Annotated in this window: 25 protein-coding genes and 1 tRNA gene; 13 read left to right on the forward strand and 13 right to left on the reverse strand. The window is 70.3% G+C overall.

The genetic code is table 11. From position 1 onward, the window contains the following. Positions 1-61: 61 nt before the first annotated feature. From OG381_RS23260 to OG381_RS23310, 11 genes are all read right to left on the reverse strand, one after another. Positions 62-2056 (reverse strand): beta-galactosidase, encoded by a 1995-nt coding sequence (locus tag OG381_RS23260; protein ID WP_327717999.1) that lies wholly within the window; start codon positions 2054-2056, stop codon positions 62-64. Further along, a complete protein-coding gene (locus tag OG381_RS23265; RefSeq protein ID WP_327718000.1) occupies positions 2053-3363 on the reverse strand; it encodes a glycoside hydrolase family 36 protein in 1311 nt (436 codons plus the stop codon). The genes OG381_RS23260 and OG381_RS23265 overlap by 4 nt, the downstream gene beginning before the upstream one ends. A 38-nt stretch (positions 3364-3401) precedes the next feature. Beyond that, positions 3402-4286, reverse strand: a complete 885-nt coding sequence (locus tag OG381_RS23270) for a carbohydrate ABC transporter permease (RefSeq protein ID WP_327718001.1) — start codon at positions 4284-4286, stop codon at positions 3402-3404. Beyond that, complete coding sequence (locus OG381_RS23275) at positions 4283-5263, reverse strand: carbohydrate ABC transporter permease (RefSeq protein ID WP_327718002.1); 981 nt, start codon at positions 5261-5263, stop codon at positions 4283-4285. The genes OG381_RS23270 and OG381_RS23275 overlap by 4 nt, the downstream gene beginning before the upstream one ends. Before the next feature lie 5 nt (positions 5264-5268). Then, positions 5269-6567, reverse strand: a complete 1299-nt coding sequence (locus OG381_RS23280; RefSeq protein WP_327718003.1) for an ABC transporter substrate-binding protein — start codon at positions 6565-6567, stop codon at positions 5269-5271. A gap of 137 nt (positions 6568-6704) precedes the next feature. Further along, positions 6705-6896 (reverse strand): hypothetical protein, encoded by a 192-nt coding sequence (locus OG381_RS23285; protein ID WP_327718004.1) that lies wholly within the window; start codon positions 6894-6896, stop codon positions 6705-6707. Positions 6897-7029: 133 nt separating this feature from the next. Continuing rightward, the gene (locus OG381_RS23290) at positions 7030-8748 is read right to left on the reverse strand and encodes a copper resistance CopC/CopD family protein (protein WP_327722535.1); all 1719 of its coding nucleotides are present in this window, start codon (positions 8746-8748) and stop codon (positions 7030-7032) included. A gap of 101 nt (positions 8749-8849) precedes the next feature. Then, a complete protein-coding gene (locus OG381_RS23295) occupies positions 8850-9605 on the reverse strand; it encodes an SDR family NAD(P)-dependent oxidoreductase (protein WP_327718005.1) in 756 nt (251 codons plus the stop codon). Beyond that, on the reverse strand, positions 9602-10069 hold the full coding sequence (locus OG381_RS23300) for a cupin domain-containing protein (protein ID WP_327718006.1): 468 nt from the start codon (positions 10067-10069) through the stop codon (positions 9602-9604). Before OG381_RS23300 ends, OG381_RS23295 begins: the two co-directional genes overlap by 4 nt. Continuing rightward, positions 10066-10659 carry a GNAT family N-acetyltransferase gene (locus OG381_RS23305; RefSeq protein ID WP_327718007.1) on the reverse strand — a complete coding sequence of 198 codons (594 nt, stop codon included), beginning with the start codon at positions 10657-10659 and terminating at the stop codon, positions 10066-10068. Before OG381_RS23305 ends, OG381_RS23300 begins: the two co-directional genes overlap by 4 nt. After that, entirely contained in the window at positions 10652-12715 is a 2064-nt protein-coding gene (locus OG381_RS23310) for a penicillin acylase family protein (RefSeq protein ID WP_327718008.1), read from the reverse strand. The genes OG381_RS23305 and OG381_RS23310 overlap by 8 nt, the downstream gene beginning before the upstream one ends. A gap of 78 nt (positions 12716-12793) precedes the next feature. On the opposite strand from OG381_RS23310, the gene OG381_RS23315 reads away from it, so the two are divergent. From OG381_RS23315 to OG381_RS23330, 4 genes are all read left to right on the forward strand, one after another. Further along, complete coding sequence (locus tag OG381_RS23315; RefSeq protein WP_327718009.1) at positions 12794-13498, forward strand: siderophore-interacting protein; 705 nt, start codon at positions 12794-12796, stop codon at positions 13496-13498. 25 nt (positions 13499-13523) lie between these two features. Then, positions 13524-14117, forward strand: a complete 594-nt coding sequence (locus tag OG381_RS23320; protein WP_327718010.1) for an HhH-GPD-type base excision DNA repair protein — start codon at positions 13524-13526, stop codon at positions 14115-14117. 55 nt (positions 14118-14172) lie between these two features. After that, positions 14173-14829, forward strand: a complete 657-nt coding sequence (locus OG381_RS23325; protein ID WP_327718011.1) for an HdeD family acid-resistance protein — start codon at positions 14173-14175, stop codon at positions 14827-14829. Between the two features lie 69 nt (positions 14830-14898). Next, positions 14899-15204: a hypothetical protein gene (locus tag OG381_RS23330; protein ID WP_327718012.1), complete on the forward strand. Its 306-nt coding sequence runs from the start codon at positions 14899-14901 to the stop codon at positions 15202-15204. A 198-nt stretch (positions 15205-15402) separates the two neighbouring features. Here the strand turns inward: OG381_RS23330 and OG381_RS23335 are convergent, their stop codons facing one another. Then, positions 15403-17016 carry a helicase HerA-like domain-containing protein gene (locus OG381_RS23335; protein WP_327718013.1) on the reverse strand — a complete coding sequence of 538 codons (1614 nt, stop codon included), beginning with the start codon at positions 17014-17016 and terminating at the stop codon, positions 15403-15405. A gap of 104 nt (positions 17017-17120) precedes the next feature. Between OG381_RS23335 and OG381_RS23340 the strand changes: the two genes are divergently transcribed. Next, positions 17121-17417, forward strand: a complete 297-nt coding sequence (locus tag OG381_RS23340) for a type II toxin-antitoxin system VapB family antitoxin (protein ID WP_003999914.1) — start codon at positions 17121-17123, stop codon at positions 17415-17417. 99 nt (positions 17418-17516) lie between these two features. Beyond that, the gene (locus OG381_RS23345) at positions 17517-18176 is read left to right on the forward strand and encodes a LytR C-terminal domain-containing protein (RefSeq protein ID WP_327718014.1); all 660 of its coding nucleotides are present in this window, start codon (positions 17517-17519) and stop codon (positions 18174-18176) included. Positions 18177-18267: 91 nt separating this feature from the next. Here the strand turns inward: OG381_RS23345 and upp are convergent, their stop codons facing one another. Then, on the reverse strand, positions 18268-18903 hold the full coding sequence (upp, locus tag OG381_RS23350) for a uracil phosphoribosyltransferase (RefSeq protein ID WP_307028717.1): 636 nt from the start codon (positions 18901-18903) through the stop codon (positions 18268-18270). Positions 18904-19044: 141 nt separating this feature from the next. On the opposite strand from upp, the gene OG381_RS23355 reads away from it, so the two are divergent. The 7 genes from OG381_RS23355 to OG381_RS23385 all read left to right on the forward strand — a co-directional run bounded on the left by OG381_RS23355 (position 19045) and on the right by OG381_RS23385 (position 22299). Continuing rightward, positions 19045-19215, forward strand: coding sequence for a hypothetical protein (locus OG381_RS23355; RefSeq protein ID WP_307028715.1), 171 nt, complete (start codon positions 19045-19047; stop codon positions 19213-19215). A gap of 243 nt (positions 19216-19458) precedes the next feature. Then, positions 19459-19992, forward strand: a complete 534-nt coding sequence (locus tag OG381_RS23360; protein WP_327722536.1) for a tRNA adenosine deaminase-associated protein — start codon at positions 19459-19461, stop codon at positions 19990-19992. A 56-nt stretch (positions 19993-20048) separates the two neighbouring features. Beyond that, on the forward strand, positions 20049-20474 hold the full coding sequence (gene tadA, locus OG381_RS23365) for a tRNA adenosine(34) deaminase TadA (RefSeq protein WP_327718016.1): 426 nt from the start codon (positions 20049-20051) through the stop codon (positions 20472-20474). A 44-nt stretch (positions 20475-20518) separates the two neighbouring features. Then, a tRNA-Ser gene (locus OG381_RS23370) sits at positions 20519-20603 on the forward strand. A gap of 175 nt (positions 20604-20778) precedes the next feature. Then, a complete protein-coding gene (locus OG381_RS23375; protein WP_307028713.1) occupies positions 20779-20955 on the forward strand; it encodes a hypothetical protein in 177 nt (58 codons plus the stop codon). Between the two features lie 26 nt (positions 20956-20981). Further along, positions 20982-21275, forward strand: a complete 294-nt coding sequence (locus OG381_RS23380; protein ID WP_046260675.1) for a Dabb family protein — start codon at positions 20982-20984, stop codon at positions 21273-21275. 175 nt (positions 21276-21450) lie between these two features. Continuing rightward, complete coding sequence (locus OG381_RS23385; protein ID WP_327718017.1) at positions 21451-22299, forward strand: RNA polymerase sigma factor SigF; 849 nt, start codon at positions 21451-21453, stop codon at positions 22297-22299. Positions 22300-22580: the final 281 nt, after the last annotated feature.

Consider the following 22580-nt stretch of genomic DNA (forward strand, 5'->3'; position numbering starts at 1 on the left):
CCTCTCGTAGGTGTCGCCACTATGACCGGAGCCCGCGGAGAAACTCATCGCCAGGAGAAACTCATCGCTGCCCGCGCGGCTGCCTCACCACCGCCACCTCGCCCGCCGCGACGGTGACCGCGCCCGGCACCGGCTTCCCGGTGAGCAGTTCGCGGGCATCGCCGGACACGGGGATCTCCGCGCTCGCCTCGCTGTGGTTGATCAGGAAGAGGTAGTCCGCGTCCGTACCTCGCCGCAGCACCGCCTCCACCCCCTCCGGAGTACTGAGGACCGGCATCACGCCCGCCTCCGTGCGGATGCGGTCGAGGAGGGCGGCGAGCGTCGCCGGGTCCGGCTGGGTGGCCAGGTACCACGTGGTGCCCGTGCCGAAGGAGTTGCGGGTCACCGCGGGTACGTCCACCAGCGGGCCGGTCGTGTACGTCGTGATCGCCTCCGCGCCCGCCAGACGCACCCGCTCCGACCACAGCCGTGCCGTACCGCCGTCGCTCAGCTCCACCGACTCACCCGGCAGCAGCGGGAACAGCTCGTCCGTGCGCACCCCGAGCGCCTCACGGAACGCGCCCGGGTAACCCCCGAGCCGCACATGGCAGTTGGTGTCGACCGCCCCGCTGTGGAAGCCCACGGCCAAGGTGCCGCCGCGCTCCGCGAAGCCCGTCAGATTCGCCGCGCCCTCGTCGTCGACCAGGTACAGGCTGGGCGCCAGGACCAGGCGGTACGAGGACAGGTCCGCCTCCGGGTGGACGAAGTCCACCGCGACGCCCGCCCGCCACAACGGCTCGTACCAGGCCCGGACCAGCTCCTGGAAGCGGAGCTCCGCGCTCGGCTGCGAGGGCAGTTCCAGGGCCCAGCGGGCGTCCCAGTCCCAGACGATGGCGACCTGCGCCGGGACGGTCGAGCCGCGCACCTCCCCCAACGCCTTCAGGTCCGCGCCGAGTTGGACGACGTCGTGCCAGATCCGGCTGTCCGTCCCCGCGTGCGGCAGCATCGCCGAGTGCCACTGCTCGGCGCCCGCCTTCGCCGCCCGCCACTGGAAGTAGGCGATGCCGTCGGCGCCGCGGGCCACATGGGCGAGCGCGTTGCGGCGCAACTCCCCGGGATTCTTGGCCCGGTTGACCGGCTGCCAGTTCACCGCGCCCGTCGAGTGCTCCATCAGCAGCCAGGGCCCGCCGGCCAGCGAACGGACCAGGTCGCCGCTGAGCGCGAGGTCGATGTGCGACTCGGGGTCGGTGGAGCGGAGGTAGTGGTCGTTGGAGACCACGTCGAGCTTCGGGGCCCAGCGCCAGTAGTCCAGCGCGTCGAAGTTGTGCATCACCATGAAGTTGGTGGTCGCGGGGATCTCCGGCGCCGCCTCCCGCAGCACCTCGCGCTCCGCCTCGCACAGCGAGAGCAGCGCGTCGCTGCAGAAGCGGCGCCAGTCCAGCAGGTGGGCCGGGTTGGGGACGGCGCCGGTGGCGCGGGGCGGGATGATCTCGTCCCAGTCGTAGTACCACTGGCTCCAGAAGCGGGTGCCCCAGGCGTCGTTGAGCGCCTCCAGACCGCTGTACCTCTCGCGCAGCCAGCCCCGGAACGCGGCCGCGCTCTCCTCGCAGAAGCACTCCGGGTTGTGGCAGCCGTACTCGTTGTGGACGTGCCACATCACGACCGCCGGGTGGCCGGCGTACCGCTCCCCTAGCGCACGGGCCATCCGCAGCGCCGCCTCCCGGTAGGCGGGGCTCGACGGGCAGAACGTCTGGCGGCTGCCGTACGACAGTCCCCTGCCGTCCTTGTCCACAGGGAGCGCCTCGGGGTGCTTGACGAAGAACCACGCCGGCGGTGCCGCCGTCGGGGTCGCCAGGTCCGCCGCGATGCCATGGGTGTAGAGCATGTCGAGGACGCGGTCCAGCAGAGAGAAGTCGTACGCGCCCTCCCTCGGCTCCAGGAGTGCCCAGGAGAAGATCCCGACGCTGACCATGGTCACCCCGGCCTCGGCCATGAGGCGCATGTCCTCGGCCCAGACCTCCTCCGGCCACTGCTCGGGGTTGTAGTCACCGCCGTAGGCGATGCCCTGCGGGATCATCGGGCGCCGCCCAGGAGCCGGCGGGTCGTCTCCACACCCCACGGGTCCAGGGACAGCAGCCGGTCGCTCGACGCCATCAGACCGCCGGTCGCCTCCACATGGGCCGCCCAGCGTTCACGGGTCTCCACGGCCGGGCGGGCCATCAGACAGTCGGGGTCGTTGACCCAGAACCGGCCGTGCTGCCACTGGCGGGCGGCACCCGTGAACTCCGCCGGGTCCTGGCCGGGCTGGCTGTAGTCGTCGGCCTCGGGGCGGCGGTGCGGGGCCGTGTCGGGGCTGACGCGCATGGCGTCGAAGAGGCCGAGGGAGGGCAGGATCGGGGCCCCGCAGCCCAGGAGGTAGGCGTCCTCGCCGATCGCCTCGCGGATCAGCTCGATGCCCTGGCGGTACGCCGTGAGGGGGTCCGCGTCGGAATGCCGTACGCCCTCCAGCGCGCCCGCGTACAGGAAGTCGACCTTGAAGTAGTCGTAGCCCTCGGCGCGCAGCGTCCGGAAGACGTCCGTCAGGTACGCGGCCGCCTCCGGGTGGGTCGTGTCCAGGACGCTCAGGTCGTGGCCCCAGTTGCGGCCTGCGTGCAGGAAGCCGCCGTCGAGTGCCTTGACCAGCCAGTCGGGGTGTTCGGCGGCCAGGTCGCTCGCCGGGTCGACGAGGAAGGGGGCCGTCCAGATGCCGGCTCGCCTGCCCCGCGCCCGGATCGCGTCCGCGATGCCTCGGCGGGAGTTGAAGCGGCCGGAGAGGGTGAGCCAGTCGCCGAGGGCCTTCTGGTAGCCGTCGTCGATCTGGACCACGTCGACGGGCAGGTCGAGGGTGTCCATCGCGCGGAGGTTCTCGTGGATGTCGTCCTCGGTGACCTGCGTGAAGTACTCGTACCAGGAGCACCAGACGGTGGGCGCCGGGCGCGGGGGCGCGACCTCGAGAGAGGCGGCCCAACTCCCCAGCACCTCCTGGATGTCCGTGCCCGTCCACTCCTTCACCGGGCCGTCGGCACTGATCTCCGCCAGGTCGCCGGTGACGGCCAGCCGGATCGACGGGACCTCGCGGACCGGGTCCACGGCGGCCCAGAGGCGGACCGCGGAGCCGTCGCCCGGGTCCAGGGCCAGCAGCCCCTCGCCCTGGAAGGTGCCGTGGGGAACCGTGACGCCGGGCCGGTAGCAGACCGTCGCCCAGTTGTCGTTCGTCGGGCGGTACGGCTGGTCACCGAGGGCGTAGGCGCCACTGGGGCTCCAGGACTGCCAGCCCTCCTCGTGGACACGGGCCGTGCGCGCGTCCACGGGCACGGAGGCGACCGGGGTGAAGGAGTGGGACACGGTGGTTCTCTTTCAAGAAGGGGCCGCGGTGGAAGAACTCAGCCCTTGTTGGCGCCGAGCGTCAGACCGCTGACGAACTGACGCTGGAGCACGAAGTACACGATGAGCGTGGGGATCGCGGTGAGCAGGGCGCCCGCGGCGACCAGGTTCGGGTCCGTGAAGTACGTACCGGAGAGGTTGTTGAGCGCCGAGGTGATCGGCATGTTCTCGCCGGTGGAGATGAGGACCAGGGCCCAGAAGAAGTCGTTGTAGATCCAGATGGACAGCAGCGTGCCCAGCGCGGCCATCGCGGGCTTGCACAGCGGGAGCACGATCTGCCAGTACATGCGCCACACGGAGGCGCCGTCGACGAGGGCGGCCTCGGTGAGCTCGTGCGGGAGCGAGCGCATGTAGTTGCTCAGTACGAAAGCGCAGAAGCCGGACTGGAACGCCACGTGGATGAGGACCAGGCCGAGCGCGGAGTCGTAGAGCTTGCCGGACATGGTGATGCCGGGCAGGTCCACCAGGAGGTACAGGCGGTACAGCGGGGTGATGATGACCTGCTGCGGGAGCAGGTTGCCGGCGGTGAAGACCAGCAGCAGGGCGAGGTTGAGACGGAAGTCGAAGCGGCTGACGTAGAAGGCCACCATCGAGGACAGGAACAGCGTCACCAGCACCGCCGGGACGGCGATGATCATCGTGTTGACGAAGTAGTGCGTCATGTCCGACTGCTCGAAGGCGTTGGTGAAGTTGTCCAGGCTCAGGGAGTCCGGCCAGGACACATAGCCCTTCTCGCTGGTCTCCGCGTACGGGCGCAGGGCCGCGTAGACCGCCCAGAGCAGGGGGGCGAGCCAGGCCAGGGCCATGGTCGCCAGGACGACATGCAGCAGGACCCGGGCGGGGCGCACCGGTGTCCTCGGCTTCTTCAGAGCGAGGGTGCTCATGCGCGCCGCTCCTTCCGGAAGGTGGACACCAGGTACGGGATGATCACGACGAGCGATATCAGCAGGAGGACGACGGCGATCGCCGATCCGTACCCGATCCGGCTGGACTCACCGATGATGTTGTTGGTCACGAGGATCGACAGCAGCTCGGTGCCCTCAGCGCCCTTGTTGAAGACGAAGACCAGGTCGAAGGCGCGCAGCGCCTCGATGATCGTGACGACCAGGACGACCGTGTTGGTGGGCCGCAGCACCGGGAAGATGACGTTCTTGAACGTCTGCCACTCGCTCGCCCCGTCCAGCGCGGACGCCTCCCGCAGCGACGGGTCGACGCCCTTCAGACCGGCCAGGTAGAGGATCATCATGTAACCGGTGTGGCGCCAGCTCGCGGCGATGAGGATCGCCCAGAGGTTGAGGTTCGGGTCGCCGATCCAGTCGATGTAGTGGCCGGGCTTGTTGGCCCCGATGACGCTGTTGATCAGGCCCGTGTCGGGGTTGTAGACGAGCTGCCAGACGAACCCGATGACGGCCATGGACAGCACGACCGGCAGGAAGAACGCCGTCTGGTAGACCCGGCTGAACTTGATCTTCTTGTCCAGCTGCACGGCCAGGAACAGCCCCAGCGGGGTCGGGATGCAGATGAGCACCACGAACCAGATGACGTTGTGCTCGACGGCGGGCCAGAACTGCGGGTTGTTGGTGAACAGTTCCTTGAAGTTCTCGAGCCCGACCCACTGGATGGAGTCGAAGCCGATGCCGTTCCAGGAGGTGAAGGCGAGGAGGATCGACGCGAGCGCGGTGACCCAGACCAGGGCCACGTGCAGGATCGTCGGCAGGCCGGCCATGAAGCCGAGCGTGAGCCGGTCGCGGCGGGTGAGCAGGCGCTTGTGTCCCTGCGGGATCCGCTTCGTGACCGGGGCGGTGCCCGGAGGCGGCTCGGGGGCCGCCTCCGGGGACTTCGTGGGGGTGTCGGTGGTCATCGTCGTCAGTTGGACGCGAAGATCGTCTTCTTCTGGCGCTCGATCGAGCTGAGCAGGCTGTCGATGCCCTTGGGATCGCGGACGAACTTCTGCAGCGCGGGCTGCATGACCGTCGAGGTGAAGTCGGGGCGGCTGTCGCGGTCCATGAACTGGGTGAGGCTCTTGGCGCCCGAGATCATCTCGTACGCCTTCTTCTGGAGGGCGGTGTACGCGTCGGTGGAGGCCTTCGTGGAGGCGGCGACGACGCTCGGGTCGGACTTGAGGTAGATCTCCTCGGCGGCCGGGGTGCCCAGGTACTCCAGCAGCTTGACCGCACCGGCCTTGTTCTTCGGGCTCTTGCTCATCATGAAGCCGTCGGTCGGGGCCTCGACGGTGTCCTGGCCGTACGCCGGGTCGATCTCCGGGAAGGCGAAGAAGTCGAGGTCGTCCAGGGCGGCCTTGTCGGTGAACTGCTGCGCCACGAAGGTGCCGAGGAGGTACATGCCGGCCTTCTTCGAGGCCAGGGTCTGGGCCGCGTCCTGCCAGGTGCGACCGGTGGCGCCCTCCTGGTGGTACGGGAGGATCTCGGTCCACAGGTCGAAGACCTTGCGCACCTTGGCGTCGGTCCAGGCGGCCTTTCCGGCCATCAGGTCGACGTGGAAGTCGTAGCCGTTCTGGCGGAAATTGATCTGGTCGAAGGTGCCGAGCGCGGGCCAGGCGTCCTTGTCGCCGAAGGCGATCGGGACCAGCTTGTCCTTCTCCATCTGCTTGCACAGGGCGACCAGCTGGTCCCAGGTGGTGGGGACCTCGTAGCCGTACTGCTTGAAGACGCTCTTGCGGTAGAAGAGCGCCCACGGGTACGAGTACAGCGGCACGAAGTAGTACTTGCCGTCCTCGCCCTTGCTGAGCTTCTTCATCGCCTCGGGGAAGTTGCCCCCGATGGTCTGCCACACGTCGTCGATCGGGGTGGCGAGGCCCTTGGCCGCGAAGAACTGCATGCGATACCCCGCGAACCAGGTGAACACGTCGTCCGGGGTGCCCTGGAGGTAGGCGTTGATCTGCTCCTGGAAGGTGTTGGAGTCCTTGGTGTTCACGTCGACCGTGATCCCGGAGTCCTTCTTGAAGCCCGCGTAGATGTCCGCGAAGGCCTTCTTCGGGACCGGGTCGGACGCCTTGGAGCCGAGGGTGACCGTCTTCGGGTCGGACGAGGCACCGCTGCCGCCGCAGGCGCTCAGCAGGGGGATGCCGGCGCCGAGCACGGCGGCGCCGCCTATGCCGCGCAGGACGGAGCGGCGGCTCGCGGAGGGGAGGGAGAAGTCGGGCATGAACGGCTCCTGAGGGGCAGGGTTTCGGCCAGGCAGGGGGTGCGTCGAAGTCCGTCGTAAACGACCAGAAATCAACTTGACCGAACACGGTTGCGTAATGACAGCCGTATGTCCTGTCATGCGTCAAGAGATGACCGTCACCTTTGTGGAAACGTGACCGACACATCCAAGATCGATCCGATCGTCCGAATCGCCTTCGACTGGTCGAACAGGCGGCTGACCGCCGGGGTGGCCGTCTTCGTCTCGCCGTGAACGCCGGGCTGCCCGAGCGGGTTCTTGTCCTCTGGGTCTTCGGGACGAAACGCCTGCCGGCCGGCCTCGTCATCCATCCGCTCGCCGCTGGAGAGCTGTACGGCCGCGAGATCCTGTGGCGGCGCCGCGGCGTCCGCGTCCAGGCGACCTTCTGGCGGGTGCCGCTGGCTCTCGGCGCGGGGATTTTCGGCCGCCCTGGTCGGCGGGGTCCTAGCCGATCAGGACGGGCTTCTCCACGCTGACCTGGTCGATGTCGGAGACGCGGATCGTCACCTTCATGTCCCAGGTGCCGGCGATCGGCAGGTCGAGGTCGCCGGTGCCCCAGTAGCCGCCCTTGTCGGTGAGCTTCGCGTCCAGCGGGCCGATGTCCTGGGACGGGAGGGTGAAGGAGAGCCGGAGTTCGGGGACGATGGCGAAACCGCCCTGGGCGTCGAGGACCACCGCTTCCACCGAGTTCCGGCCGACCCGGCCCGGGTCGAGGGTGATCTGCACCTTGCCCCGGGCGCCGCCGATGTCGAAGGGGACGTAGGAGACGGACGCGACGGGCAGTCCGGTGGCCGCGGGGCTCTGCGCGGCCTCCGCCTCCGCGCGGCCCGGCACGGTGCCGGTGAGCACGGTCGTGAGCACCAGCACCACGACACCGATGGTGACTTCGGCGAGGACGGAACGTCGCAGACCACGGCGGTCCGGAACGACCGGCGCCTCCTCGGGCGCCTCCGGCAGCGGCGGCCCGCCCGCCGGCTCCGGCACCCGTTCCGCCACGACGGTCCGCGCGTCCGCCGTCGCCAGGCGTACCGTCCACAGCCGCGAGAACCCGGCCGCCGTCAGCAGCACGACCACCGCGGTCAGCTTGGCGACCAGGAGCCGGCCGTACGCCGTGTCGGTGAGCGCGCTCCAGGAGCCGAGGCCACGCCAGGACTGGTAGACGCCGGTGAGGACCAGGACGGTCACGGAGACGAAGGCGAGGCGGGAGAAGCGGGTGACCGTGGCCGGTTCGACGACCGCCGCCCGGTACAGCGTGACGACCAGTGCCGTCAGACCGCCCAGCCAGGCCGCCATCGCCAGGACGTGCAGGACCGAGGAGGCCATCGCCACGGGCACCTGGATGCCGGCGGAGGCGTGCTCACCGGCGGCCCAGGTGAGGGCGAGGCCGAGGGCGAGGGCGACGCCGATCGCGTAGGAGGACCGGCGGTGCCGGAACAGCCGTAGCAGGAAGACCGCCGTCAGTGCGAGCAGCACCAGCCGGGCCAGCAGCACCAGCCCGGGCCGGCTCGTCACGGTCCGTTCGAAGGCCGCGGCGTCGAAGGCCGTCGCGGGACCCGTGCCGGCCTCGTAGGGCGCCCGCAGCACGAACAGCGCGACCGTGGCGCCCGCCAGCGTCCACCAGCCGACCCGCAGCAGCCTGGGCAGGATGTTGGCGTCCGCCGGGCGGCACAGCGCGAGGAAGAGCGCCGTGCCGATGAGCAGCGCCACCGCGAGATAGGCCAGGTAGCGGGCGATGTTGTAGAGGCCGGCCGTCGCCGGGTTCTCCACGGGCCCGGGGTCCACGCTCACCGCCGTAGCCGAGGGCTTCCCGACGGAGAAGGTGAACGCCCCCGACACCGGATGGCTGTCCGCCGAGACGACCCGCCAGGCCACCGTGAAGGTGCCCTCGCCGAGCCCGGAGGCGGGCAGCGACACCCGGGCGGTGTCCGAACTCCCCGGCACGTGCTCGGCCTCCCCCGTGCGCACCCGCTCGTTCTTCGGGCTCAGCACACGGAAGGAGTCGTCGAGCAGACCGACGGACTCGGTGAAGGTCAGGGTGATGTACGCCGGGGCGGACTTGAGGACGATTCCGTCCTCGGGGTCGGTGGAGCGGAGGGCGGCATGGGCCGACGCCGGTCCCGCGCCTCCGAAGAGGAGCAGGACCAGCACGGTGCCCAGCAGCACCAGCCCTTGAACTCGCCGCCGGCCTCGTCCACCGTCACGCTCCACGTCAGTACTCCGTCCCCACGGCTCCGGGTTATGTACGGACACCGGCGCCGGAACACTCACCACGTGGGCCGGGCCGACACTCCCCCGTCGACGGCCAGGTCCTGGCCGGTGACCCAGGAGGCGAGCGGCGAGGCGAGGAACACACAGGCGTCGCCGATGTCCTCGGGACGGCCGAGCCGGCCCAGGGGCGCCTTCGCCTGCCACCGTTCCACACCCTCCGGCCAGTCCCGCGCCAGCCCCTCCCGGTCGATCAGCCCGGGCGAGACGCTGTTGACGCGGATACCGCGAGGCCCGTACTCCAGGGCCGCCGACCGGGCGTGCATCACCAGGGCGGCCTTGGACGCGCAGTAGTGGGCGTGCCCGGCGGCGGGACCGTGCGCCTCGATCGAGGCGATGTGCGTCACCGAGCCGCCGTGCTCCATGACCTCAGCCGCCGCCTGCGTGCACGCGAAGGCGCTCGTCAGGTTGGTGTCGACGACCTCCCGCCACTCGGCGGCCGTCATCCCGGGCAGCTCCCGCACCGGCTGCACCCCCGCGCTGTTGACCAGCGCGGTCAGTCCGCCGCCCCACGCGTGCGCCTCCCGGACCAGTTCCCGGCAGGCGTCCTCGTCCGTCAGATCCGCCCGCAGGACGACGGCCCGCGCGCCCGACTCCCGGACCCGGGCCGCGACTTCCTCCGCCGCCGTCACCGCCGTACGGCAGTGCACGACGACCGCTGCCGCCCCCTGTTCGGCGAACCGCACGGCGATCCCCCGGCCGATACCGCCGCCCGCGCCCGTGACGAGGGCGACCTGTCCTTCGAGCAGTCTCATGGACGACACAGTCGCGCGATCCGGTCGGCCTCGGCGGGATACCGCGCCCTCAGTGCCTCGGCGTCACCGTGCTCATAGCCCTCGTAGGTGAACCCGGGAGCCATCGTGCAGCCGAAGAACGTCCACGCGCCCCGCGTCCGCGCCCCCATCCAGGTGCCGCCGGGGACGGTCAGCTGGACGTGCTGACCGGCGAGGACGTCGGGTCCCAGCACCGGGGTGCTCGACGTGCCGTCCGGGGAAAGGAGCAGGAGTTCCAGGGGGTCGCCGAGGTAGAAGTGCCAGATCTCGTCGCCGGGCAGGCGGTGCAGGGCGGAGAAGTCGCCGGCGGTGAGCAGGGCGACTATGGCCGAGCCCTCCGGTCTGCCGTCCGCGCGCTCGGGGCCCGCCCAGGTACGGCGGAACAGGCCCCCTTCGCGCGGAATCGGCTCCAGTCCGTAGTGGGCGACGAGGTCTTCAGGGGTCACGCCGGGAAGGCTACCTCCCTGGCCAGGAACGCCAGTTGAGCGTGCTTCTCGGGCAGATACACGTCCGGGAGGTCGATCTCCGGCAGCACGACCCGCTCCCCGGCCACGAACCCCTGCCGCAGGAACCGGGCGATCGCCCTCTCGTTGCGTACGTCGGGATCGACCACGACCCGCTTGCGGTCCAGGCCGAGCAGGACGTACGAGGCGACAGCGCCCAGCAGCGCCGACGACCAACCGGGCCGCCCGCCGTCCGCTCCGGCCGGCGCGAGCAGCAGGTGGACGCCGATGTCACCGGGCTCGACGGGGTAGCACTCGCTGACCCGGTCGGCCTCCGGCTCATAGGTCTGGAGCAGTCCGACCGGCTCGCCGTCCTTCTCGAGCAGATAGGCGTGGTGGGTGTCGAGGGTGTCCATGTGGGCGTAGATATCGGCCACTTGGTCCTGGGTGAGGCCGTTCATGCCCCAGAAGGCGGCCCGTTCCTCGCTGACCCAGCCGTGCACCACCTCGGCGTCGGCCTTCGGGTCGAGGGTGCGCACACGGACGGTGCCGAAGCCGTCGACCTCCTGCTCGTGGACGTAGGTGTCAGACATCGCTCTCCTTGCTGAGCTGTTCGAAGTCGGTGACGACCGGGACGAGGTCGCCCGCGAGCCACAGGGGAAGTTGATCACGGTGATGGGGCGAGCCGGGCACGCCCGAGGCGCCGAACGGCACCACCCAGCGGCTGTCCTCGCGCCGGGCCAGATCCCACACGTAACGGGCGGCCGGACCGCGCGCGGCCAGGTCGGTCAGACCGGGCACGGCGGAGGTGCACAGCACGCAGTCGTGGTCGCCGGAGAGACCGGGTTCGTCGTGCTTCTCGTACGACGTGTCCGGCAACGCCCGCCACGGGTACAGCCGGTGGGTCTCGCCCCAGGCCGCGGGCGGCTTCCCGGCGGCCACCTCCTCGACGGCCGCGCGGATCTCGGCGGGACGGTCGATGCCGTACAACTCCTCGGCGCGCAGCAGGTGTTCGAGGGCGAAGCCGATGCGCGGCAGCAGACCGAGCCAGGGGAGGAGGACCTCGGGGTAGGCGGGCGGGCAGGTCAGCGCGGCGAACGCGGGGTGGGCGGCGAGCCGGCGGGCGACGGCGCCGCGCACCGCGGAGTAGAGGGCGGCGTCCTCGCTGTCCGCGTCCATGCGGCGGTTCCAGCGCAGGAGGGTGTCCGTGAGTTCGGCGGCCCGCGGGGTCAGATCCCGGAGGGCGGCGAGCTGGTCCAACAGGGGCCCGGCGGAGGCCAGATACGTGTCCATGTGGAGGGCGGGCATGTCCCCGGCCGACCACGTGTCCTTCTCCGCGAGCATCGCCGCGATGCGGTTCGCGCGGTGCGGCGGGGCGAACTCGACGCCGAGGGGTTGCGCCGGACCCCGCTGGTTGGCCATGACGGCGACGCCGTCCTGCGTGAGTCCGGCGCGGGGCATCTCGTGCCAGCCTCGCCACGCGTGCCCGGGCTCCCAGGCGGGGACGACACGTGTGCGGTTGGCCTCGGACCGCAGCGGCACCCGGCCCGCGACCCGGTGCAGCAGCCCGCCCTCGGTGTCGGCGGCCTGGACGACGTTGACCGGCTCGGCCCAGCTGTCGAAGGCCCGGTCCACGTCGGCGACCCGGCGGGCCCGCAGCAGCGGGAGCAGGGCGCTGAAACCCAGGTCGTCGGTGACGCGGGGCGGGATGCGGAGGCTGAGGGCGAGCGGCGTGCCGTCGTCGAGTCCTTCCGGGCCGCCGGCGATGACGGGCCCGCGTTCGGTCTCGATGACCTCGACCTCGACGGACTCCTCGCCGGCGACTTCGACGGTCTCGGTGTGCCGGGACGCGCGCGTCCACCTCCCGTCCGGGCCGAGGGCCTCGACACCGGCCCCGGTCCGCCGCAGCCGTTCCTCGTACAGGTCCTGGTAGTCGGCCATGGCGTTGGTGATGGCCCAGGCGACCGTGCCGGTGTGGCCGAAGTGGGCGGTGCCGGGGACGCCGGGGACGGCGAGGCCGACGACGTCGAACTCCGGGCAGGAGAGGTGGATCTGCTGGTAGACGCCGGGATCCTCGATGAAGCGGTGCGGGTCTCCGGCGATGACGGCCTGCCCGGTCACGGTCCGTTCGCCGCTCACCAGCCAGCCGTTGCTGCCGGAGGTGCCGGGACCGTCGGTGGCGAAGAGCCCGACGGCCTCCTCGCCGAGGTGCTTCACGGCCTGTTCGCGCCAGAGCTTGGCGGGGAAGCCCGCGAAGAGGATGTGGGCACCGAGCCAGACGCCGAGGGGGGTCCAGGGCTCCCAGCGGCCGGGGGCGCCGAGGGGCAGGGTCGCGTCGGCGAGCCCTTCGTTGACCCCGTCGACGTACGCCCGTACCCAGTCGGCCGTCTCCGGGTCCCGTCTCTCCAGCTGCTCGAAGCAGCGTCTCGCGGTGTCCTCCAGCCGGGCCCTGCGCACGAACCGGTCCCAGGGCAGGGCGTCGGGGCCGAGGAGGGACGCCGAGGTGCCGCGGGCCCGGTGCCGCTCGACCTCCAGCTGCCAGGCCCGGTCGCGGGCGGTGACGATGCCCTGGGCACGGGCGAGTTCGCGCACGCTGTCGGCACGCAGATGCGGGACACCCCAGACATCCCGGTAGATCTCGGCGCTCACTCTGTAGCTCTCCTGTGCTTTAGGTTAGGCTCACCTAAGTAACTGGTGGTGAAATCGTACGCGAGGAGTGAAGAGACGATGGGGCAGGGGCACGGCTGGGAGGGCGCGGTCCTCAAACTGCTGCGGGCCAAGGACTACGTCCTCACCGTCACCGGCGCCGAGGACGTCACTCCGGACTACCGGCGCATCCACCTCACCGACGGCGGCCTGCTCGCCGCGACCGGCGTCCACCCCACGATGTGGGTCCGGCTGTGGTTCTCCGACGCGGGCAAGCCGCACCAGCGGGCCTACACCCTCGTCGACCCGGACCCCGCGGCCGGCACCTTCGGCCTGGAGTTCGCCCTGCACGAGGGCGTGGCGAGCGACTGGGCACGGAACGCGAAGCCCGGCGACACCATCGAGGCGACGGTCCACGGCACGGCGTTCGAGAACCCCGACCCGGCACCGACCCACGTCTTCGCGATCGGCGACCCGGCGTCCCTGCCCGCCATCAACTCCCTGCTGGAAGCGCTGGACTCGTCCCCGGCGACGGTCTGGTTCGAGGGCGGCACGGACGGCCTCCCCTTCCGCACGGACCCGTCCCGCCACGACGTCCGCCCCTCCTCATCCCTGGTCGACGAGGTGAAGAGGGACCTCCCCGACCTCCTCAGGACTCACCCGGACGCCTACGTCTGGATCGCCTGCGACACGAGGACCACCCGCACCCTGTCCTCGTACGTCCGCAAGGACCTGGGCGTCCCGAAGGAGCGGATGCACGCGCTGGGGTACTGGCGGGCGGCCTGACCCCGTACGCGGCATGATCGGGGTCATGGACGTCACCCTTCACCTCGCCCAGGACCCCGAGGCCGATGAGCTGCTCGGGCGTTCCCCGCTCGCCGCGCTGGTCGGGATGCTGCTGGACCAGCAGGTTCCGATGGAGTGGGCGTTCAAGGGGCCGCGGACGATCGCGGACCGGCTCGGCCTCGACGACCTCGACGCGCACGAGATCGCCGCGCAGGACCCGGACGCCTTCGCGGCCCTGCTCTCGGACAAGCCGGCGGTCCACCGCTACCCGGGCTCCATGGCCAAGCGGATCCAGCAGCTGTGCCAGTACCTCGTCGAGCACTACGACGGCAATGCCGAGCTCGTTTGGAAGGGCGTGGACGACGGACGCGAACTGCTGCGCCGGCTGGAGGAGCTGCCCGGCTTCGGCAAGCAGAAGGCCCAGATCTTCCTGGCCCTGCTGGGCAAGCAGCTCGGCGTACGGCCCAAGGGCTGGCGGGAGGCGGCGGGCGCGTACGGCGAGGCTGAGTCCTTCCGCTCGGTCGCCGACATCACCGGCCCGGAGTCGCTGGTCAAGGTGCGGGCGCACAAGCAGGAGATGAAGGCGGCGGCGAAGGCCGCGAAGGCGGCCGGCAAGTAAGCCGATCGGCGCAGCCCACCGCGCGGGGCGACCGGAGCCGGTCCAAGCATGGACCATGACCGAGGCACCGCACGGCTCCTCCTGGGGCCGGGAGTTCGACGACCGCAAGGTCCACACACAGCAGCGCGCCCATGAGCCCGAGCCGCCCGTCGAAGGCCCCCTGCACGCACTGTCCAGGGCCGCCTGGCAGGTCGTCCTGGTCACCGGCATCGCCTCGCTGGTCCTGGGTGTCCTGGTGCTGATCTGGCCGGGCTCCACGCTCCGCGCCACCGGCGTCCTGTTCGGCGTCTACCTCGTCGTCAGCGGCGTCTTCCAGCTGGTCTCGGCCTTCGGCACGCACCGGACGACAGGGCTGCGCGTCCTCGCCTTCATCAGCGGCGCCCTGTCGATCCTGCTGGGCCTGTTCTGCTTCCGCGGCCCCATGCAGTCGCTCCTGCTGCTCGCCCTGTGGATCGGCATCGGCTGGCTCATCCGCGGGATCACCCAGACCCTGGCCGCCGCCTCCGACCCGTCGATGCCCGCCCGCGGCTGGCAGATCTTCCTCGGGATCCTCACGTTCCTCGCCGGGATCGTGCTGATCGACTCCCCCTTCGAGTCGGTCGCCGTCCTCACCGTGGTCGGCGGGATCTGGCTGGTCGCCGTGGGCATCGTCGAGATCGTCATGGCCGTACGGATGCGCGGGCAGGCCCGGAACGTGCCGCGCACGGTGTGAGTAACCCGTGCGAGCGGATCTGACGGACGACGCGATGAACCTCGTACTCCCCGGGGCAGACCAGCAACCATGAGCAGCACCAGAACCTGGCTCCGCGCCTTTGTCCTGCTGCTCGCGCTGCTCGTGCCGGGCGGCCACGCCGGGGCGCCCGCCGCCACCGCCGTCGCCCCGATCGCCGGCGAGCTCGCCGAGTACGACGTTCTGGACACGGCCCTGCGGCCACCGGCCCGCGCCGCCCACCGGCCCGTCGTACCCCTGCGCCCCGCGCCCCGGCCCGCCCCGGCGCCCGCTGTCCCGGCGGGCCGCCCCCTCCCGGCGCCGCCGCGGCCGCCGTACGCCCTGCACACCCTGCGCTCGGTGGTCCTGCGCTGCTGACCGGCCCTCGCACCACAGGTCAGTCAAGCAGCGACGCAAGGAGCACGACCATGCCCATCGACCCGTACGCCGTCCTGCGCGCCCTCGTGCGCGCCGAGGCCTCCCGCAACACGCCCAAGCCGCAGCCCCGGGAGGGCAAGCCGCCCGTGAAGGAAGCGAAGCGCGGCTGATCCGGTGCGGAGGCGGGGCCTTACGGGGTCACCGCCTCCGCCGTGCCGTACCGAAGACCGAGCGGCTGATCTCGCGGCCGATCTGCGTCCCCAGGGAGCGGGCGAGGGACTTGAACACCCCGCTGCGAACGACCTGTTCGACCATGGAGGGGTCGTCCTCGGGCTCAGCCTTCCTGGACCCGGTGTTCTTGGAGGGGGTCTTCGCGGGCGGGGCCGTCATCTCGTCCGGCCCCTTCGCGCCGCGCGCCGCGGTCAGCTTCTCGTACGCCGACTCGCGATCCACAGCCTGTGCATAGCGCCCGTGCAACGGCGAGGCCCGCACCGCCGCGTCGAGGGCGGCGCTGTCGACGGGGCCCATCAGGGACTCGGGCGCACGCAGACGGGTCGCCGCGACGGGTGTCGGAGCACCCTTCTCGCTGAGCACCGTGACCACGGCCTCCCCCGTCCCCAGGCCGGTGAGCAGCTCCTCCAGGTCGTACGCCGAGTTGGGGAGGGTCTTCACCGTGGCCTTCAGGGCCTTCTGGTCATCCGGTGTGAAGGCCCGGAGCGCGTGCTGGACGCGGTTGCCGAGCTGGGCGAGGACGTCGGCGGGTACGTCCTTCGGCGACTGCGTCACGAAGAAGACCCCGACCCCTTTCGAGCGAATCAGCCGGACGGTCTGCGTGATCGAGTCCAGGAACGCCTTCGAGGCGTCGTGGAAGAGCAGATGCGCCTCGTCGAAGAAGAAGACCAGCTTCGGCTTGTCCGCGTCCCCGACCTCGGGCAGATCGTGGAAGAGGTCGGCGAGCAGCCACATCAGGAACGTCGAGAACAGCTGCGGTTTGTCCTGTACGGCGGGCAGCTCGAGGACGGAGACCATGCCGCGCCCGTCCTGCGCCGTGCGCAGCAGCTCGTTCGTGTCGAACTCCGGCTCCCCGAAGAAGTCGCCCATGCCCTGCGCCTCGAAGGCGGTGAGGGAGCGCAGGATCACACCCGCCGTCGCCGTGGACAGCCCGCCGATGTTCTTCAGCTCGCTCCTGCCCTCGTCCGAGGTCAGGAAGGTGACCACCGCCCTGAGATCCTTGAGGTCGACCAGCTCCAGGCCCTTGGTGTCGGCGTAGTGGAAGATCAGGCCGAGCGACTGCTCCTGGGTCTGGTTGAGCCGGAGCACCTTGGACAGCAGCAGCGGGCCGAAGTCCGTGACCGTCGCCCGCACGGGGATTCCGTGGCCGAGGCCGCCGAGGGCGTAGAACTCTGCCGGGAAGCCGGTCGCCGTCCACTCCTGGTGTACGTCCGCGGCGCGGGCCCGCACCTTGTCGTCGGCGGCTCCGGGCGCCGAAATCCCGGACACGTCGCCCTTGATGTCCGCGAGGAACACCGGCACACCCTGCGCCGAGAGCTGCTCGGCGATCAGCTGGAGCGTCTTGGTCTTGCCGGTGCCCGTCGCACCCGCCACGAGACCGTGCCGGTTCAGCATCGGCAGCGGGATCCTGACCTGCGCGTCCGGCAGACACACCCCGTCCCACAGGAGGGCGCCGAGATCGAGGGCGGGCCCGGTGAAGGCGTACCCGGAGGCGATCTCCAGGGCCTCCTTCGGAAGGGCCGGCGCACTGCCCGGGGCCTCGGGAGCGGCGGCCTGCGCCATGGTCTCGCTGTCACTCATCTCAGGCACCTGTTCCGGTTTGCCCCCGTTTAAGGCATCTTTTCCAGCATCACACTCCGTCGCCATGGCTGCGCCCGGAAGGTCTTGACCGGTAGGCTTTCCGTGTGATCTTCAAGCGCATCGGAAACGGCCGGCCGTACCCCGACCATGGCCGGGAAAGCACCCGGCAGTGGGCGGACGTCGCGCCGCGCCCGGTCCGCCTCGATCAGCTCGTGACGACCAAGGGCCAGCTCGACCTGGAAACCCTGCTCGCCGAGGACTCCACGTTCTACGGCGACCTCTTCGCGCACGTCGTGAAGTGGCAGGGCGACCTGTATCTCGAGGACGGCCTCCACCGCGCGGTGCGGGCGGCGCTCCAGCAGCGCCAGGTGCTGCACGCGCGTGTGCTTGAGCTGGACTAAGCGGCGGACTTGTAAAGGGTTGGCCCTTTCGGGTTCTTCCGGCCCGAATCCAATGATCATTTAGTAGGCATCGCCGCCCGGGCGCACTACGCTGCGCCCATGAGCATGCTGACTCCCCCAGGCATGGGCGGCAAGTACCGGATCACGGGGGACAAGTACCCGCGCATGCGCCGTCCCCGGCGGCGGGGCAGACTCGTGGCCGCCCTGGTCGCCTCGGTCACCGCGCTCGGCCTGGTCGGCTGGGGCACCCTGCAGCTCATCGACGTCTTCACCGGCGGCGGCGACAAGGCCTCGGCAGCCGGCTCCAAGGCGGACTGTGGGACGAAGGCGTCCCCGTCGGCCTCGCCCTCGTCCTCGTCCTCGTCCTCCACCACGGCGTATCCCAAGCCCGCCCAGATCACCGTCAACGTCTTCAACGCCACCCCCCGTGCGGGGCTCGCCAAGAAGACCGCGGACGAGCTGAAGAAGCGCGGCTTCAAGATCGGCGACGTGGGCAACGCGAGCGCGGAGTTCGACAAGAAGGTCAAGGGCACGGGGCTGCTGCTCGGCCCCACGTCCGCCGTGAGCACGTCGTTGCCGGTCCTCGGCACGCAGCTCGCGGGCGCGGAGACCCGGGCGGACACCCGCAAGGGCACCGACGTGGACCTGATCATCGGCACCGGCTTCAAGTCGCTGACAGCAAAGGCGACGGCGGCCAAGGCCCTGACCAGGCTGGGCGCACCCCAGCCGACGCCCACTTCTTCGAAGAACTCCTGCTGAAGAAACCCAAAGGGGCGCGGGGAACTGCGCGATCAGCCACAAAAGGCCTGAAGTCGCGACGCCTCCGCACCCCTACGGCGAAATGGCGTCCTTACTCAGCGGCGCCGTAAAGACGATCGCCCGCGTCACCAAGGCCCGGCACGATGTACCCGTGCTCGTTCAGGTGGTCGTCGACCGCCGCCGTCACCACGGTGACCGGCGTGCCCGCGAGCTCCCGCTCCATGACCTCGACGCCCTCCGGCGCAGCGAGCAGCACGACGGCCGTCACATCGTCCGCACCCCGCTTGATCAGCTCCCGGATCGCCGCGACCAGCGTGCCACCGGTGGCGAGCATCGGGTCGAGGACGTACACCTGACGCCCGGAGAGGTCCTCCGGCATACGTGTGGCGTAGGTGGACGCCTGGAGGGTCTCCTCGTCGCGCACCATGCCCATGAAGCCCACCTCGGCGCTCGGCAGCAGGCGGACCATGCCGTCGAGCATGCCGAGGCCGGCGCGCAGGATCGGCACGACCAGGGGGCGCGGGTAGGAGAGCTTGACGCCGGTGGTGGTGGTGACCGGGGTCGTGATGTCGACCGCTTCGGTGCGCACGTCTCGCGTGGCCTCGTAGGCAAGCAGGGTGACCAGTTCGTCGGCCAGCCGACGGAAGGTCGCGGAGTCGGTGCGCTGGTCGCGCAGGGTGGTGAGCTTGTGAGCGACCAGAGGGTGGTCGACGACGTGGAGACGCATGTCCACAACATTAACCGGGCCCGTTGTCCCCGGCGTCCCGTGCGGCTTTCCCGGCCGGGGCAAACCGTGCTTCGGCCGTCCGCTGGCATCAAACCCCTCGTCGGAGGGAAAGTGGGAGAGACGCAACCGGGTGGTGAGCCTATGCCGGACCAGGAGTCACAACAGGAGACCGATGCCGAGCGCCGTCGGCGCCGCGCCCAGTTCCTGCGCGATCTCGCCGAGGCCCGTGAGCTGCGCGACCGCGTCCAGCCCCGGCGCGCCAAGGCGGCCCGGCTGCGGCACGCGATGCGCATGCGCACCTTCCGCTGGTAGGCCAACCGGCAGGCTGATCCGCCCTCTTCGGGCGCCCGCGTACGTCCCTGTCGCCCGGGCCGCGTACGATCCCGCTGGTGGACGATCAAAACGGGCGGACACAGGGTGCCGAAGACGTCCCCTGAACGCTCCGTTTCTGCCACGATTCCGAGTGGGCGGGGCTCGGAGCCAATGCCTCCCCGCCCATAGCCTCCGCCGGGGGGACCCCCAACCGGCACGCCTATGACCAGTGGGAGAGTCACGGTGTACTTCGCCGCACTGCTCGCGCGCACCGAAGACGGGTGGGAAGCGAGCGACACAGAGCTCCTCGACAATGTGGAGACGCTGTCGGATCTGGCCGACCTCGCCCGGGAAGCCGCGGCCGAGGACGACACGGTGCTCGTGCTGATCGAACAGGAGGACGTCTGGTTCGGCGTCGTCCGCATCGACGGCGAGGACGACCCCCGTATCTACGTCTCGGACGCCGCCGCCGCTGCCCGCAGCAGTTACGGCGAGATCCTGCTCACCGACGAACTGCTCGGAAGGGAGCCCGAGGACGACGAACCCGACCTGGACGCCCTCGATCTCGACGGCACCGAGGACGGTGAGGACGAGGACGGGGACGACGCCGAGAGCGTCGGCTCCGCCGAGGTCGTGCCGCACGGCCCGGTCGGCGACCCCGGCGTCCTCGACGACCTGGGTGTCAGCGAGAAGGAGCTGAAGGCCCTGTCGACGGACGCGCTCACCGAGATCGCCGACTCCCTGGGCGCCTCGGAGGTCCTGGAGACCGTCCGCTGACCGGGGAGACCATCGAGGGCCCCCCGGACCCGGTACGCGACCGCTGGCGAGCCGCGATGCGGCTCGCCCTGGACGAGGCCGGGCGGGCGGGTCCGGACGTACCGGTGGGGGCCGTCGTGCTGGCCCCGGACGGCACGACCGTGCTCGGGGCGGGGCACAACGAACGCGAGGCGGTCGGCGACCCGACCGCCCACGCGGAGGTCCTGGCGATCCGCCGGGCGGCCGCGGAACTCGGGGAGTGGCGGCTGACCGGCTGCACGCTGGTCGTCACCCTGGAACCGTGCACGATGTGCGCGGGCGCGCTGGTGCAGTCCCGTGTGGACCGCGTCGTCTACGGCGCCCGCGACGACAAGGCCGGCGCGGCCGGCTCGCTCTGGGACGTCGTACGGGACCGGCGGCTCAACCACCGTCCCGAGGTGATCGAGGGCGTGCTCGCCGAGGAGTGCGCGCGGCTCCTCACGGACTTCTTCCGGACCCGGTAATACCGATTTCAGAGCACGCCCCACCGTGTTGTAAGGTCTCTCTCGGTAGCGTGTCCGAGCGGCCGAAGGAGCTCGCCTCGAAAGCGAGTGTGGCGCAAGTCACCGAGGGTTCAAATCCCTCCGCTACCGCTTCTGAAGGGCCCCGTCGAGAGACGGGGCCCTTCGTGCGTGCCGCGAGGGCTCCAGGGGCCCTGCAAAGAGCCCGGAACCGCAGGTCGTCGGTCCTTAAATGTGATGTGCGGAAGTTACACTCGCGGCCGGCACAGGAGTCCCAACAGGCACGACAGTCACGGGGGAGGCCGCGGTGGCGGTGAATTCGAAGAGGGCCGCTGTCTACATACTCGTGGTCTTCATTCTGTACGTGATCATCACGGACCCGGCCAAGGCGGCCGACTACGTCCAGATAGGGTTCGAGGGCATATCGGACGCCGCCAAGGCCATCGGTGACTTCTTCACCTGGCTCGCCGACGGGGCGCAGTAGCGGCTGATCGGAAGCTGGGAGCGCACATGATCCGCCACCTTGTCCTCTTCAAGCTCAACGAGGGCGTCGAGCGTGACGACCCGCGGGTCGTGAAGGGCGTCGAGGCCTTCCGCGCCCTCGACGGCAAGATCGAGGACATCCGCTTCTGGGAGCTGGGCTGGAACCTCAGCGACCGGCCCATCGCCTACGACTTCGCCATCAACTCGGGGTTCGAGGACGCCGACGCGCTGCGCCGGTACGTGGAGCACCCGGAGCACCAGGCGGGGGTGGCGCTCTGGAAGGAGTTCGCCACCTGGGTGATCGCGGACTACGCGTACTGAGCTTCTCCCGCACCTCGTATGGCCCCTCGCCGGAACGGCGGGGGGCTTTCACGCGTCTTGTGCCCCAACTCTTCACTCAACACGGTGTTATGCGGTGCTTGCACACAGTGCACATGTCTTGTGATGCTATGACCGCTTTTGACGGATGAGTTGACAGATGTAGACCGATGAAGAGGTGGCGTTGACCGTGTCGGCCAGTACTGCGCCGCCCCAGGAAGAGGCGCCCGCCCAGACCCCGGCGCCCGCCGCCCCCCAGCGCAGCCGCGGCGCCGACACCCGGGCGCTCACCCAGGTGCTCTTCGCCCAGCTCAAGGAGGTCCAGCCGGGTACGCCGGAGCACAACCGGGTACGCGGGGCGCTCATCGAGGCCAACCTCCCGCTCGTGCGCTATGCCGCCGCCCGCTTCCGCTCCCGCAACGAGCCGATGGAGGACGTGATCCAGGTCGGCACGATCGGGCTCATCAACGCGATCGACCGCTTCGACCCGGAGCGGGGCGTGCAGTTCCCGACGTTCGCGATGCCGACCGTCATCGGCGAGATCAAACGGTACTTCCGTGACAACGTGCGCACCGTCCACGTGCCCCGCCGGCTCCACGAGCTGTGGGTGCAGGTCAACGGCGCCACCGAGGACCTGACGACCGCCTTCGGGCGCACCCCGACCACCGCCGAGATCGCCGAGCGGCTGCGCATCGGCGAGGACGAGGTGCTGTCCTGCATCGAGGCCGGGCGCTCGTACCACGCGACCTCCCTGGAGGCCGCCCAGGAGGGCGACGGCCTCCCCGGACTGCTGGACCGGCTCGGCTACGAGGACCCGGCGCTGGACGGCGTGGAGCACCGCGACCTCGTCCGGCATCTGCTGGTCCAACTGCCGGAGCGGGAACAGCGAATCCTTCTGCTGCGCTACTACAGCAATCTCACCCAGTCGCAAATCAGCGCGGAACTCGGCGTCTCCCAGATGCATGTCTCGCGGCTACTCGCGCGTAGCTTCCAGCGGCTGCGATCTGCCAATCGGATCGATGCATAAGAGGCGCACGGGGGCGCGTTCCGGAACACCCCAGTTCGCAAGCAGGATCGAGGCGTAACCGGCACGAGCGAATCGCTCACCAGGCCCGTTCCCGACACTTCTGCGCCGAAAAACCGTCAGACCCCCTTTATCCAGGGCGGATTCACGTCTCAGGTGTCGACATGTCACTACAGCGTGTTGCCGACATGTGACATTCTTCCGGCAGAGCGTTTGCCGGAGCCCCGGCTCCGGTATTCAGGTGAAGGCTGACGTTCCTCGATGGAGCGTTCGCCGCGACCGTC

Origin of the sequence: Streptomyces sp. NBC_00490 (assembly GCF_036013645.1) — a bacterium.
GTDB classification, from domain to species: domain Bacteria; phylum Actinomycetota; class Actinomycetes; order Streptomycetales; family Streptomycetaceae; genus Streptomyces; species Streptomyces canus_F.

Coding starts and splice junctions, on each gene's coding strand:
- OG381_RS23280 (WP_327718003.1), bottom strand. CDS start 6,567: ATGCCCGACTTCTCCCTCCCCTCCGCGAGCCGCCGCTCCGTCCTGCGC.
- OG381_RS23315 (WP_327718009.1), top strand. CDS start 12,794: ATGGGGCAGGGGCACGGCTGGGAGGGCGCGGTCCTCAAACTGCTGCGG.
- OG381_RS23270 (WP_327718001.1), bottom strand. CDS start 4,286: ATGAGCACCCTCGCTCTGAAGAAGCCGAGGACACCGGTGCGCCCCGCC.
- OG381_RS23330 (WP_327718012.1), top strand. CDS start 14,899: ATGAGCAGCACCAGAACCTGGCTCCGCGCCTTTGTCCTGCTGCTCGCG.
- OG381_RS23305 (WP_327718007.1), bottom strand. CDS start 10,659: ATGTCTGACACCTACGTCCACGAGCAGGAGGTCGACGGCTTCGGCACC.
- OG381_RS23295 (WP_327718005.1), bottom strand. CDS start 9,605: ATGAGACTGCTCGAAGGACAGGTCGCCCTCGTCACGGGCGCGGGCGGC.
- OG381_RS23275 (WP_327718002.1), bottom strand. CDS start 5,263: ATGACCACCGACACCCCCACGAAGTCCCCGGAGGCGGCCCCCGAGCCG.
- OG381_RS23260 (WP_327717999.1), bottom strand. CDS start 2,056: ATGATCCCGCAGGGCATCGCCTACGGCGGTGACTACAACCCCGAGCAG.
- OG381_RS23325 (WP_327718011.1), top strand. CDS start 14,173: ATGACCGAGGCACCGCACGGCTCCTCCTGGGGCCGGGAGTTCGACGAC.
- OG381_RS23355 (WP_307028715.1), top strand. CDS start 19,045: ATGCCGGACCAGGAGTCACAACAGGAGACCGATGCCGAGCGCCGTCGG.
- OG381_RS23335 (WP_327718013.1), bottom strand. CDS start 17,016: ATGAGTGACAGCGAGACCATGGCGCAGGCCGCCGCTCCCGAGGCCCCG.
- OG381_RS23285 (WP_327718004.1), bottom strand. CDS start 6,896: ATGGATGACGAGGCCGGCCGGCAGGCGTTTCGTCCCGAAGACCCAGAG.
- upp (WP_307028717.1), bottom strand. CDS start 18,903: ATGCGTCTCCACGTCGTCGACCACCCTCTGGTCGCTCACAAGCTCACC.
- OG381_RS23380 (WP_046260675.1), top strand. CDS start 20,982: ATGATCCGCCACCTTGTCCTCTTCAAGCTCAACGAGGGCGTCGAGCGT.
- tadA (WP_327718016.1), top strand. CDS start 20,049: ATGCGGCTCGCCCTGGACGAGGCCGGGCGGGCGGGTCCGGACGTACCG.
- OG381_RS23320 (WP_327718010.1), top strand. CDS start 13,524: ATGGACGTCACCCTTCACCTCGCCCAGGACCCCGAGGCCGATGAGCTG.
- OG381_RS23345 (WP_327718014.1), top strand. CDS start 17,517: ATGAGCATGCTGACTCCCCCAGGCATGGGCGGCAAGTACCGGATCACG.